Below are 13,215 nucleotides of genomic sequence, written 5' to 3'. Positions count from 1 at the left end.
TGAATTCATGCTGGAACCGGCCTTTTTCCCGGTGGAGCCCAACAAGGACGAAGGCACCAGCCGCGACTCGATCGGCCTCGGGCAACGCGTCGGTCCGGGCCTCGACACCCGTCACGGCACGATCCTGACCCTGGAAGACATCAGCGTCAGCTTCGACGGCTTCCGGGCGCTGAACAATCTGAACCTGTACATCGGCGTCGGCGAACTGCGCTGCATCATCGGCCCCAACGGCGCGGGCAAGACCACGCTGATGGACGTGATTACCGGCAAGACCCGCCCGAGCCATGGCAAGGCGTGGTTCGGCGAAACCCTCGACCTGACGCAGATGAGCGAAGTGCAGATCGCCCAGGCCGGCATCGGTCGCAAGTTCCAGAAACCCACAGTGTTCGAAGCGTTGAGCGTGTTCGAGAACCTGGAGCTGGCGCAGAAAACCGACAAGTCGGTGTGGGCCAGTCTGCGGGCGCGGTTGAGCGGCGAGCAGAAAGACCGGATCAGCGAAGTGCTCGACACCATTCGCCTGACCACCTCGGTCAATCGCCCGGCGGGGTTGCTGTCCCACGGGCAGAAACAGTTTCTGGAAATCGGCATGTTGCTGATGCAGGACCCGCAATTGCTGTTGCTCGATGAACCGGTGGCGGGCATGACCGACGCCGAAACCGAGTTCACCGCCGAGCTGTTCAAGTCGCTCGCCGGCAAACATTCGCTGATGGTGGTGGAACACGACATGGGCTTCGTCGGCTCGATTGCCGACCACGTCACCGTGTTGCATCAGGGTAGCGTGCTGGCCGAGGGGTCGCTGGAACAGGTGCAGGACAACGAGCGCGTGATCGAGGTTTACCTCGGCCGCTGAAACTGCAAACACCTTTCCAATGCGGGGATTTGAGGAGATCTGGAAATGCTGCAAGTCGACAAGCTGCACCAGTATTACGGCGGAAGCCACATCCTGCGTGGCCTGAGCTTTGACGTGAAGGTCGGCGAAGTGACCTGCCTGCTCGGCCGTAACGGCGTGGGCAAGACCACGCTGCTCAAATGCCTGATGGGCCTGTTGCCGGCCAAGGAAGGCGCGGTGAACTGGGAAGGCCAACCGATCACCACGTTCAAGCCGCATCAACGGGTACACGCCGGGATCGCCTACGTGCCGCAGGGCCGGGAGATTTTCGGCCGGCTGACCGTGGAAGAGAACCTGCTGATGGGCCTGTCGCGTTTTCCCGGCAGCCAGGCCAAAGAGGTTCCGGCGTTCATCTACGAGCTGTTTCCGGTGCTGCTGCAAATGAAACAGCGGCGCGGTGGTGACTTGTCCGGCGGTCAGCAGCAACAACTCGCCATCGGCCGCGCACTGGCCAGCCGTCCACGACTGCTGATCCTCGACGAGCCCACCGAAGGCATCCAGCCGTCGGTGATCAAGGAAATCGGCGCGGTGATCAAGAAGCTCGCCGCCCGTGGCGACATGGCGATTCTGCTGGTGGAGCAGTTCTACGATTTCGCCGCCGAGCTGGCCGATCAGTACCTGGTGATGTCCCGGGGCGAGATCGTGCAGCAGGGCCGTGGAGAAAATATGGAAGCCGAAGGTGTGCGCGGGCTGGTGACTATTTAAGGTTACGGTCTAATCTGTAGCGTCCTAACGATAATCAGAAAACATGAACTTACCTGTTGCGACTGCCCTGTTTACCCCGAGCTGGCACGCCGAGCTTGAGCTGGCCTACGCCCGCTTCGGCGATTGCACGCGGCCGACCCGCCGCCGGCACCTCGGCCCGTTGCGGGTGCAAAAGCACCTGTACGCCGAAGGGCCCGAGGTCTGCCAGCACATTATCGTCCACCCGCCGGGCGGGATTGCCGGCGGTGACCGGCTCGACATCAGCGCCCGCGTCGAACAGGGCGCCTGGGCACAGATCACCAGCCCCGGCGCGGCCAAGTGGTATCGCGCGGCGGGGCCCGCTTATCAGTCGCTCAACCTGCATGTCGCTGATGGCGCGACACTGGAATGGCTGCCCCAGGAAACCATCGTCTACAGCGCCGCCCAGGCTGAACTCACGACCGCGATCGACCTTGAAGGCGATGCGCGGCTGTTTTACTGGGACGTGGTGGCGCTCGGTCGTCCGGCCAGTGGCGAGCGTTTCGACCTCGGGCATTTCCAGGCGCATCTGGATATTCGCCGTGATGGCCGGTTGTTGTGGCATGAGCGTCAGCGCATCGTCGGTGATGACGGCTTGCTGGATTCGCCGATCGGGCTGGATGGCAATCCGGTGTTTGCGACGTTGCTGGTCACCGGTGAAGTCGACGCTGAATTGCTGGAGCGCTGCCGCTCGCTGGAGCACGAAGTGCGCGGGGATCTGACGCAATTGCCCGGTCTTTTGGTCGCCCGTTGCCTGGCCAGTGAAGCGTTGCTGGCGCGGGCGTGGCTGATCGATCTGTGGCGATTGCTCAGGCCTGCGCTGCTTGGCCGTGAAGCCTTGCCTCCCCGAATCTGGAACACCTGATTTTCTTCAACTGCCGACAATGGATTTCAAACGATGGACCTGACCCCACGCGAAAAAGACAAGCTGCTGATCTTCACCGCCGGCCTCGTGGCCGAACGGCGACTGGCCCGTGGCGTGAAGCTCAACTACCCGGAAGCCATGGCCTACATCTCGGCGGCGCTGCTCGAAGGTGCACGTGACGGCCAGACCGTGGCCGAGCTGATGCACTACGGCACCACCCTGCTGACCCGCGATCAGGTGATGGAAGGCATCCCGGAAATGATCCCGGAGATCCAGGTCGAAGCGACGTTTCCCGACGGCACCAAACTGGTCACCGTCCACCAACCGATCGTCTGAGGCCGCGCCATGACTTACACCATCCGCGATGCACTGCACGCCGACCTGCCGGCGATCCGCGACATTTACAACGACGCCGTGCTCAACACCACGGCGATCTGGAATGAATCCGCCGTCGACCTCGGCAACCGTCAGGCGTGGTTCAGCGCGCGCCAGGCCCAGGGGTATCCGATCCTGGTGATCGTCGACGCCGACAACACCACCTTCGGCTACGCTTCGTTCGGTGACTGGCGGCCGTTCGACGGTTTCCGCCACACCGTCGAGCACTCGGTCTACGTGCGCAGCGACCAGCGCGGCAACGGCCTCGGCCCGCAACTGATGACCGCGCTGATCGAACGCGCGAAAACCTGTGGCAAGCACGTCATGGTCGCCGCCATCGAAAGCGGCAACGCGGCGTCGATCCGCCTGCACGAGCGTGCCGGTTTCATCACCACCGGGCAGATGCCGCAAGTCGGCACCAAGTTCGGCCGCTGGCTCGACCTGACCTTCATGCAACTGACCCTCAATCCTGGCGCGGAGCCACCGCCCGCCAACAAGGAGTGACACCGATGAACCCCGCCCAACTGCGACGCGTCAATGCTGAAAGTTTTGCGCACTATCGTCAGGGCCTGATCGACCTGCTGCTCGACGCCGTGGGGTATGGCGCCAGCGTCGGCTTCATGGCCGACCTCGATGCCGCGCAGGCCCGTGCCTATTTCGATGAAGTGCAGGACAACCTGAACAAGGGCAGCGTCTTGCTGTGGGTGGTGGTCAAGGACGAACAGGTGCAGGCCAGCGTCCAGTTGAGCCTGTGCCAGAAAGCCAACGGCCTGAACCGTGCCGAGGTGCAGAAATTGCTGGTGCGCGAACACGCCCGGCGGCGCGGCCTCGGTCAGCAATTGATGGAAGCGCTGGAGCTGACGGCCCGCCAGTACAAGCGCGGCATGCTCTACCTCGACACCGAGGCCGGCTCCCCTGCCGAAGATTTCTACAAGGCCCTGGGTTACACCCGCGCCGGGGAAATCCCCGACTACGCCTGCGACCCGAGTGGCACCTATCGCCCGACGGCCCTCTATTACAAAGTCCTGCAAGGAGCGAACTGATGATTCCCGGCGAATACCGGATCCAGCCCGGCGACATCGAACTCAACGTCGGTCGCCGCACCGTCAGCCTGAAGGTGGCGAACAGCGGAGACCGGCCGATCCAGGTCGGCTCGCACTACCATTTTTTCGAAACCAACGACGCCCTGACCTTCGACCGCGCCGCCAGTCGCGGCATGCGCCTGAACATCCCGGCAGGCACCGCCGTGCGCTTCGAACCGGGCCAGAGCCGCGAGGTGGAACTGGTGGATTACGCCGGTCACCGGCGGGTGTTCGGGTTTGCCGGACGGGTCATGGGTGACCTCTGAATTTTGCGGTGCCTCTATCGCGAGCAGGCTCGCTCCCACATTAAACCGAGTTCCTCCAGCTGGAGTCCGCCCCCCTGTGGGAGCGAGCCTGCTCGCGAAAGTGAGCGCAGCGAACGATCTCAAAACCAATTGAATTCCAAGGCGAACACATGAAGATCTCGCGTCAAGCCTACGCCGACATGTTCGGCCCCACCGTCGGCGACAAGGTGCGCCTGGCCGACACCGAGCTGTGGATCGAGGTCGAACAGGACTTCACCACCTACGGCGAAGAAGTGAAATTCGGCGGCGGCAAAGTGATCCGCGACGGTCAGGGCCAGAGCCAGTTGCTGGCGGCCGAGGTGGTCGACACCGTCATCACCAACGCGCTGATCATCGACCACTGGGGCATCGTCAAGGCTGACGTCGGCCTCAAGGACGGGCGCATCGCCGCCATCGGCAAGGCCGGCAACCCGGACGTGCAGCCCGGCGTGACCATCGCCATCGGCGCCAGCAGCGAAGTGATCGCCGGCGAAGGCATGATCCTCACCGCCGGCGGCATCGACACCCACATCCACTTCATCTGCCCGCAACAGATCGAAGAAGCGCTGATGAGCGGCGTCACCACCATGATCGGCGGCGGCACCGGCCCGGCCACCGGTACCAACGCCACCACTTGCACTTCGGGGCCGTGGCATCTGGCGCGGATGCTCCAAGCCGCCGATGCGTTCCCGATGAACATCGGCCTCACCGGCAAGGGCAACGCCAGCCTGCCAGAGCCATTGATCGAACAGGTCAAGGCCGGCGCCATCGGCCTCAAGTTGCACGAAGACTGGGGCACCACCCCGGCGAGCATCGACAACTGCCTGAGCGTCGCCGACCAGTACGACGTGCAGGTGGCGATCCACACCGACACCCTCAACGAGTCCGGTTTCGTCGAAACCACCCTCGGTGCGTTCAAGGGCCGCACCATCCACACCTATCACACCGAAGGTGCCGGTGGCGGCCATGCGCCGGACATCATCAAGGCCTGTGGTTTCGCCAACGTGCTGCCGAGTTCGACCAACCCGACCCGGCCGTTTACCCGCAACACCATCGACGAACACCTCGACATGCTGATGGTCTGCCACCACCTCGACCCGAGCATTGCCGAAGACGTGGCGTTCGCCGAAAGCCGTATCCGCCGCGAAACGATTGCCGCCGAAGACATCCTCCACGACCTCGGCGCGTTCTCGATGATCAGCTCCGACAGCCAGGCCATGGGCCGCGTCGGCGAAGTCATCACGCGCACCTGGCAGACCGCCGACAAGATGAAAAAACAGCGTGGCCCGCTGCCGCAGGATGGCGAAGGCAACGACAACTTCCGCGCCAAACGCTACATCGCCAAGTACACGATCAACCCGGCGATCACCCACGGCATCAGCCATGAAGTGGGTTCGGTGGAAGTCGGCAAGTGGGCGGATCTGGTGCTCTGGCGCCCGGCCTTTTTCGGCGTGAAGCCGACGCTGATCCTCAAGGGCGGCGCCATCGCCGCGAGCCTGATGGGCGACGCCAACGCCTCGATCCCGACCCCGCAACCGGTGCATTACCGTCCGATGTTTGCCAGTTACGGTGGCTCGCTGCACGCCACCAGCCTGACCTTCATCAGCCAGGCAGCACAGGAATCGGGACTGCCCGAAGCGTTGGGCCTGAAGAAGAAAATCGCCGTGGTCAAAGGTTGTCGCGACGTGCAGAAAACCGACTTGATCCACAACGATTACCTGCCGACTATCGACGTCGATCCGCAGACCTATCAGGTCAAGGCTGACGGTGTTCTGCTCTGGTGCGAGCCCGCGGAAACCCTGCCGATGGCGCAGCGTTATTTTCTGTTCTGAAGAACAACCCCGGTCGCCCGGGGCTGTCTCTGGCTAGCGAGCAGAGGTGTCCACCAAGTCCCGCGAGGTGCGTGGGTGAGCACCATCGGTTTCGACCGGTGCGAGCTCACCCGTTTCCAGCCGGGATAACTCAATCAGTTTCAGATTGCGCTTCAGTTCCCGCTCGATCTCGAGCATCTGCACGGCCTCCTGATAATCCGCACTGTGCAGGTCGTCCTCGAACCGGCCCTCGATGTCCGACTGTTTCTCTCTCATACGCTGATCCAGATCGCTGAAGGCCTGAGGATATTTCTCCTCGAGGTACTGTACCCAGTAATCGCGGCTGATCAGATCCTCATAGAACTGTGCGCTTTTTTCTGCGTTCACTACCGCGGCACGTGCAGCCGCCAGTTCTTCGCCCCGGATCGGCCGGGCAAACCGCATGTGGCTGGGTTGCCCCGGCAGACGCAGACCGTCTTCCCAGCCGGAGGTCAGAGCAATTCGATACTGCAGGCGTACTTCAGCCGGATCCGCGTGGCGCCCCATGCTGCGGGTGGCGAGTTTTTCCACTTCGCCCAGGCGGAACAATTGCCGCGACAAGTCGAGCAAGGCGCGCCCCTTGTTCGCAAGACCGGGCTGCAAATGGCGCAAGGCGTTGTACTCGAACACCTTGACCTCGATTTCACTCAACGCCAGGGTTCGCCCGTCGACGCAGGTCGTGTGCGTGGTGGCCATGGAAAACAGCGTGTCACGCAGCTCCTGGCTGCCATCGGCGGCTTCGACGATTTCCCAGACCCGACGGGTCAGGTCGGCGCGAAATACGCGGAATTCTTCGGTGTCCGGCATCCGCGACAGCAGGTGAAAGAACGCCGCGTTGTCGGGTTCGGCAGCCAGTCGCTGCCACATCGCCCGATAGCGTGCAGAGTCCTCCTCGGGCAAGTTTTCAATCCACGGTGTCACTTGCTGCTCAAGGACCGTTTCGGGGAGTGCCGGAATAACCTCGTCGGGTTCACTTTCGACCTCCAGGTCTTCGGCATCACTTTCGGTGGTGCTGTACATGTCATGGATCATCCGGTCGATGTCGGCATACGTCAGACCCAGCAGGTCGCGCCGGCCATGGGCATCGGCGTATTCACGCAGTCTCAGCAGACTCTGCTGCGATATTTCGTAGTTCTCCGCCAGATTGCTGCCGGCCAGTAACGCCGTATGGCTGCCGTCAAACAGCTCGGGGGGGATCGATGCAATTTCATTGTTGCTCAAGTCAATCGCCTGCAAGCGTGGGGCCTGCAATGCGCCCTCCGGCCAGGCAGTCAGCAGGTTATCGCGCAGATCCAGCCGCACCAGCTGCCCGAAACCCGTGACGTTGAACGAACGCAGGCTGTTATGGCTGAGGTCCAGCCACTGCAACTGCGTCAGCCTCTGCAGCGCTTGCCCCGTAGCTGCGGAATCCGCAAGACCGGTAAGCGACAGCTCCAGCCGCTCGAGCCGATGCATTTGTGCCACCGGTTCGGGCACTGCAGGCAAGTGATTGCCGCTGAGGTTGAGCCGACGTACCTGCATGAACGCCCTGAGGAAACCACTGGAGCCTTGTGAAGTGAGCTTGACGCCCCCCAGGTTCAAGCTACTCACTGCCGCAAACGTCGTACCCGGCTCCGGCAGGTTGCCCACCTGCAGACCGTTGAGATCCAGTTCTCGATCCGGGACGCCATTCCAGTCGACGGTGCCTTCGCGCCAGCACTCCATGATGCGCTGCGCGGCGAGCTGACGGGTGCGCGATGACACGACCCAATCCATGCCCCGGGTTTCATGGGTGAACAGCCAATCGTTCAGACGCCGCGTCAGGGACTCGAAGTCGCGGTCCCACGCGTCGATTTGCGCGCCGATCTGCACCTCGGTCAGGCCCGCGTCCTGCATCCGCTCGATGGCCTGTTGCGCCCGAGCGTTGTCGTATTGCGGGCGCAGACGCCGGACTCGGGCGATCCAGCCCGCCGGTCCCTCGCCTGCCAGCGGCGGCGGTAACGGCAGCAGTCGTCGGGCGATCACTGAGCCACTTTCGATGGGCGGGGTTCGATGGCGCGGTTCTTCCAGCGCAAAACGCTGCAACGATCCGGGCAACAGACCTCTGGCTGTTTCGATGCGCTGGCGCGCTGTGAGCAGCGACGCTTTGGCCTGTGCAGTCAGCGGCGTACCGCTCAGGCTGGTATCGAGCAACAACGCGTCACGCGCCAGCAACGCGCCCGGCAGCGAGGTCAACCGGCTGTCACTCAGGTCCAGCCAGGTCAGTTCCGGCAGCTGCTCCGCACCCGTCGGCCATTCACGCAGGGCCGTTGCGCTGAGGTCCAGCGACTTCAGGCGATTCATTCCGCGCACATCGATACTGCTCAATGGGTTGTCATGCAGATTGAGCGTTTCAAGCGCCGGCAGATCCGCTGACTCCAGCGGCAGCGCAGACAAACCGCAATGGCTCAGGTCCAGTGTATCGACACCGCTGAAGGTACGAAGAAAACCACGCAGCTGTTCGAGCGGAACCTGCAGCCCTGCCAGATGCAGGCTTCTGACGTGGGTGAAGCCCTCGGCGGACAAGCTCGGAAGGCTGTCCATCGGCGAGCCGAGAATAGCCAGCACCGAGGCATCGTTGGGCGGGCTGACATAGAGGTTGTAGAACAGGCTTTCGGTACGTGCGCCATAGCGCTGGAACAACCCGCTGCGCCAACTGCTTCGCAACGCTTCGGCCACCGCCGAGCGTGCTGCACCGCCATTGAATACCGTCGGATCGGAACCGACCCATTCCTGAAGCCGGTTCAGTTCACTGAACTGCTCACTCAAGGTTTCGATCGCGGCAAAACGACTGCCGACGTCCGTCCACTGGGCCTTGAACCCCGGGCTCAAGACATCGAACAGGTTCGCTTCCATGTCGACAAAACGCTTGAGTTCACCGCGACAATAATCCGCAACCATTTCGTCCAGATCGAGCAGATGCCGAGGTTGACTGCGGACAAACTCATAGATCGGCTTGAACACCCGACGCGGAAATTTCGACCAGTCCAGTGACAGGCCGGACAACAATCGCTGATGGCCTTCATAGATTTCCACCGGCAGAGTATTGATCGCGGTCGCTCGCAGATTCAGACGCTCGAGTCGCGGCAAATCCAGAACGCCCTGCGGCCACTGGTACATCTGCGGACTGACGACTTCGAGCCTGCGCAATTGGCGCATGCCAGCGACGTCGAGCGTCATGGGCACCACCGGATTCACCCCGCCGGCGGTACAGTGCAGTTCCAGCTCTTCCAGCCGGGTCAGCACACGCAGACGTGACGCCACCTGGCCGGTGATCGGCGTGGAGAGTTTCAGGCGGGTCATGTGTCGCAGCGTCTTCAATGTCGCGAGCACTTTGTCGAACTCCGCCACGCTTGCGCTCAGGGCCAGTTTCTCGACATTGGGAAACGCGGCAAGCGTATCGCCGACCACCGGGGTGTGCAGCGTCAGTTCGCGAACGTGGGCAAAGTCCGCCGGCAATGAGGGCAGCGGCACGTCACTTATGAGTGTCAGGCGGGCCGCTTGCCGATGGTGCTCGGCCAACGGTGCATTGCGCCAGCAGTCCTTGATGCTTTGCACCACGCTGACTGACTCGCCACGGGGAGCGCGCAGGGGCAGGCTCTGCGACACCAGCCATTGATCGAGTGTCGTTTCCAGCCTCTGCCACTCGCTCAACCGGTTGTTGAGCAAATGAAAAATCTGTTGATCGCTCCTGCCCAACCGCCACTGCTCAAGAATAAAGCCTCGGGCCTGGGCGTCATTCAATCCCCGGTAAACGTTCTGCACGTGAACGGTCAACGCCGGGCTCGGCCCCGGCCCGTCACCACTGGCGGGATAGCCGAGCACGCCGGGCGCGATGCGTTGCGGCGGTTTGAACCATGGTTTTTCGGCGGTGCCTTCCCGCAGAATCCGGGCCGACTGGCCGCGTTCGGCGAGCGCCCGTTCGATGATCGTGCGCTGCAGATCATTGCTCTGCCAGACATTCGGCAGGCCCAGCCCATGACGAGCCTCATCGGGTAAGGCATGCATCAACGAAGCGTAAAAATTGTCGCCTTTGTGCGGAATGCTGTTGAGCGGTTCATCGCGCTCATTGACAGCCTGATAGGCATCCCCGTACTTGACGAGGTACTTGCGCGTCGAGGCGGTTTCGCTGCCGATGGCGTCCAGCATCGGCCCGTCGATGCTGCCCTCGCGGATTTCCAGACGCACGTCATTGGACCAGCCTGGCAGTCGTCCCAATGTCTGCAATGCGAGATGGCGGCTGTCGGCAGATGCCATGGTTTCACTGCGCAACCCGGCCATAGCTCGGGTCAGGCGACCCGTCTGGCCATACCAGCGACCGAGTTCCTGCAAATGCAACGGGACCTTCGCCGTACTGTCCAGCCTCGCCAGTTCTCCGGCATTCGCCTGACTCAGGACGGCGCTGGCCGCTCGCTCGGTCAGGCCGGGGACGATCCGTTGCAGCTTCGCCGTCCGGGGATCCACGGGGGCAGTACCTTTGAGCAGGCTGTCGAACAGCGCCGACTGCTGCGCGCTGGCAAAATCGGCCATCTGTGCGGCGAGCTCCCGGGGCCGTGCAGCCCGAACGCGCGCCGGCTCGCCACCCAACAGACGAACCGTCTCGGCTTCATCCAGTGCCGCGAGAATGCGCGCAGGCAATGCACCGCCAAGTACATCGTCCCGACTGATGCGGATCGGCGCCTTGCCCCCGCGCTTCACCCCGTAGCCGCGCGCGGTGCCCGACAGATCGGCCGCATCGTAGACCTTCAACTGCCGCCCCCACGGCCAGCGTGGCATGTCGGGCAGCAGTGGCAGCACCTGCAGATATCGATCGTCAATGGCCTGTCGGCCTGCAATCTGCTCGACGATCAGCCCGGCATCCCGCTCGGTGTTGAGCAGACGCATGGCATCCGCCAGCTCCGGAGGGGGCAAGGCATTGTCCAGATGCATCCTGCGCAAGGCGTCATCGCTGACACCGGCCATATCGGCAAGGGTCAGCAGCTGCTCGTCAGTGAACGCATCGGTGCTGTAGCCGATGCGCCGCAAGAGTGTCAGCCGGTCCCAGTTCTGCGCACGCTCGAGCGTATGTCGCCAGGCGCCGGCGCCATTGTGTGTCAGCAGCGGTTGATAAGCCTGTGGATCGTTTGGGTGATTGATTCGCCATGCCCTGAGCGACTCGTCATAAGTCTGCCGGTACGTCTTGCCTTCAAGCCGAATGTAGTGGTTTTGCCCGACCTCGTACTGCCCCAATGCATTCGGCACTGCACGCGAGTCCAGCGTGACCGGACTCGCGTAGTCACTCAGATCCGGCCTCCACAAGCGGGTCGTGCCATCGGGCATCTGCACCTGATGCAGGTTCTCGATGACCGGTGTCGGTCTGGCTGCGGTCAGCCGGGCGAACCCTTTCCCGGCACCCGCCATCAGAGCCACCAATGCGAGGTTTTGCGCGACATCGATCAGGTGTGCCTTTGCAGCCTTGCGATCCCCCTCACTCCACTCGATGGCGCCTTCAAAGGTTTCTTCGAGCAGTTGCCCTGCCATCACCACCATCATCACTTCGCCCAGCACCGGCACGAACATCGAAACGCCAGTCAGCACCAGCATGCCGATGTTCAGCAGCGAGGAGAGCTTTTCCGAGCGTACTCTGGCATCGACATCCGCCGTGGGCACGGCATGGCTGCGAGCATCGGTAATCAAGCGGTCGCGATGCTGTTCGAACAGGTAATTCCATAGATCGACGTTATCCGCCCAGATCCCGTGCCCCTTGCGGGAAAGGTCCACAGGATTCAGATACGGATCCGCATTCGGCACCTGCGCGACCGGTGACGCCGGCGGCAACTCGCGAATCCCGACAAGCGTCCCGCTGAGGGGATTGAAGGCCTTGAGAATCTCATTGAGCAGCGAACTGTAAGGCTCCAGTCTCTGTGCGAATGTCCGGTCGGGTGTGTCTTCGGTGAACTGACTGAAAAAGTGTGGTCGGTCCGCATAGGCGACAAACTGGCTGAAAAAGCGCTGGTAGGCATTCGGTTCTGCAGGATGAACCTGACTGGCGTCGCGAGCGGTGAAGCGCTGCTTGAACATCGCTTCGATTTCCCGACCCTTGTAGCGTTTGAGCGGGTGATAGGGATCGCCCGGGATATACAGCATCGAATCGTCGCTGTAGCGGTACTTCTCGCAGATCGTGAACATCACACAACCGGTCATGCGCCGCCCCATCAGGCCCAGATCGCAGAACCAGATCTGCCGCTTGCCCTGACGCGGCGCCAGTTCGCCATTGAGGACCGAGCGAATCGATGCATAGTCTTCGCGCCCGATGTCGCCTTTGACCAGGGCCAGTTCGGCTGCCGCACGCAGGGCGGTCTTGTGCGCGTCGATGAATGTGTCGCGCAATGCATCCTCGGCCGCCGCGTCTTTGGGGTGCAGGAAATCCTTGAGATACGCCTGATATTTCGCCCCGATGTCCAGCGTACGACACAGACCGATGAACTGTTCGACGGTCAAACGGGTACTCAACGGCTGCAGAATGCCTGGCTTCGAGGTTTCAACGCGAAATCCCGACGTTTGATGAAATTCTCCACGTTTACCTTCACGGGCTTCGAAGTTGTGCAATGCAGCTTGCAGCAGAGGCAGTTTCATGACTTCGAAAAAATCGATTTCGATGGCAAAAATCCCCATCTCCACCGGCTTGTTCAGTACCAGCCAGGTCTTGTTGACGTCCAGCGTCACATTGAAACGGTCCTTGAGGGCCTGGGTCAGCAATGGCGCGGCGAAGCGGTCGATGTCCTGGAAGGTCGACATGGCCTTGTCCAGGCGCGACCGGGCAGCGAGGCTGTGGGCCGCAGCGTCACCCACGGCCTTGCGTTGCTCGCGGGAAGCGCGCCTGTACCAGTCCGGCGGGGCGGAGTCGGCATTCTTCAAGGCCTCGCGCTGACGCAACGGTGCATTGACCAGCCACTGCGGGCTGGATTGCCGAAGAAAATCGGCGTGCAGACTCTGCGTCACGACCGGTTCCGGCGGCGGTGCGACGTTGTCCGGCGAAAGTGAATTGACGGGTGTGTCGGACATGGTTTCGCTCCTTGAAATGGAGCGAAAAGCAGACCATGGCGCACTGCTGTGGCTGCGGTACATAGGTATCGCGGCAGGGTAACTT

The 13,215-nt window shown here is 62.3% G+C and carries 9 protein-coding genes; 8 read left to right on the top strand and 1 reads right to left on the bottom strand.

What is annotated here, in order from left to right:
- Positions 1 to 7: 7 nt before the first annotated feature.
- From urtD to ureC, 8 genes are all read left to right on the top strand, one after another.
- On the top strand, positions 8 to 850 hold the full coding sequence (gene urtD, locus J5M72_RS12885; RefSeq protein WP_169432587.1) for an urea ABC transporter ATP-binding protein UrtD: 843 nt from the start codon (positions 8 to 10) through the stop codon (positions 848 to 850).
- A 45-nt stretch (positions 851 to 895) separates the two neighbouring features.
- Positions 896 to 1,594 (top strand): urea ABC transporter ATP-binding subunit UrtE, encoded by a 699-nt coding sequence (urtE, locus tag J5M72_RS12880; RefSeq protein ID WP_169428659.1) that lies wholly within the window; start codon positions 896 to 898, stop codon positions 1,592 to 1,594.
- Positions 1,595 to 1,637: 43 nt separating this feature from the next.
- Entirely contained in the window at positions 1,638 to 2,477 is an 840-nt protein-coding gene (locus J5M72_RS12875) for an urease accessory protein UreD (protein WP_207865630.1), read from the top strand.
- 33 nt (positions 2,478 to 2,510) lie between these two features.
- Positions 2,511 to 2,813 carry an urease subunit gamma gene (gene ureA / locus J5M72_RS12870; protein ID WP_039766748.1) on the top strand — a complete coding sequence of 101 codons (303 nt, stop codon included), beginning with the start codon at positions 2,511 to 2,513 and terminating at the stop codon, positions 2,811 to 2,813.
- A gap of 9 nt (positions 2,814 to 2,822) precedes the next feature.
- Positions 2,823 to 3,356, top strand: a complete 534-nt coding sequence (locus J5M72_RS12865) for a GNAT family N-acetyltransferase (protein ID WP_169428657.1) — start codon at positions 2,823 to 2,825, stop codon at positions 3,354 to 3,356.
- A 5-nt stretch (positions 3,357 to 3,361) separates the two neighbouring features.
- The gene (locus J5M72_RS12860) at positions 3,362 to 3,895 is read left to right on the top strand and encodes a GNAT family N-acetyltransferase (RefSeq protein ID WP_169428656.1); all 534 of its coding nucleotides are present in this window, start codon (positions 3,362 to 3,364) and stop codon (positions 3,893 to 3,895) included.
- On the top strand, positions 3,895 to 4,200 hold the full coding sequence (locus J5M72_RS12855; RefSeq protein WP_064593167.1) for an urease subunit beta: 306 nt from the start codon (positions 3,895 to 3,897) through the stop codon (positions 4,198 to 4,200). Before J5M72_RS12860 ends, J5M72_RS12855 begins: the two co-directional genes overlap by 1 nt.
- Positions 4,201 to 4,349: 149 nt before the next feature.
- Positions 4,350 to 6,050 (top strand): urease subunit alpha, encoded by a 1,701-nt coding sequence (ureC, locus tag J5M72_RS12850; protein WP_169428655.1) that lies wholly within the window; start codon positions 4,350 to 4,352, stop codon positions 6,048 to 6,050.
- A gap of 33 nt (positions 6,051 to 6,083) precedes the next feature.
- Here ureC and J5M72_RS12845 read toward each other — a convergent pair whose 3' ends face one another.
- Positions 6,084 to 13,130: an NEL-type E3 ubiquitin ligase domain-containing protein gene (locus J5M72_RS12845; protein ID WP_207865629.1), complete on the bottom strand. Its 7,047-nt coding sequence runs from the start codon at positions 13,128 to 13,130 to the stop codon at positions 6,084 to 6,086.
- Positions 13,131 to 13,215: the final 85 nt, after the last annotated feature.

The organism is Pseudomonas sp. 58(2021) (assembly GCF_017491585.1).
Lineage (GTDB): Bacteria > Pseudomonadota > Gammaproteobacteria > Pseudomonadales > Pseudomonadaceae > Aquipseudomonas > Aquipseudomonas fluorescens_BT.
This window is presented reverse-complemented; position numbering and strand designations above follow the sequence as displayed.

Excerpts from the sequence above, each read along its gene's own strand:
- urtD (WP_169432587.1), top strand. The coding sequence starts at position 8 with ATGCTGGAACCGGCCTTTTTCCCGGTGGAGCCCAACAAGGACGAAGGC.
- urtE (WP_169428659.1), top strand. The coding sequence starts at position 896 with ATGCTGCAAGTCGACAAGCTGCACCAGTATTACGGCGGAAGCCACATC.
- J5M72_RS12875 (WP_207865630.1), top strand. The coding sequence starts at position 1,638 with ATGAACTTACCTGTTGCGACTGCCCTGTTTACCCCGAGCTGGCACGCC.
- ureA (WP_039766748.1), top strand. The coding sequence starts at position 2,511 with ATGGACCTGACCCCACGCGAAAAAGACAAGCTGCTGATCTTCACCGCC.
- J5M72_RS12865 (WP_169428657.1), top strand. The coding sequence starts at position 2,823 with ATGACTTACACCATCCGCGATGCACTGCACGCCGACCTGCCGGCGATC.
- J5M72_RS12860 (WP_169428656.1), top strand. The coding sequence starts at position 3,362 with ATGAACCCCGCCCAACTGCGACGCGTCAATGCTGAAAGTTTTGCGCAC.
- J5M72_RS12855 (WP_064593167.1), top strand. The coding sequence starts at position 3,895 with ATGATTCCCGGCGAATACCGGATCCAGCCCGGCGACATCGAACTCAAC.
- ureC (WP_169428655.1), top strand. The coding sequence starts at position 4,350 with ATGAAGATCTCGCGTCAAGCCTACGCCGACATGTTCGGCCCCACCGTC.
- J5M72_RS12845 (WP_207865629.1), bottom strand. The coding sequence starts at position 13,130 with ATGTCCGACACACCCGTCAATTCACTTTCGCCGGACAACGTCGCACCG.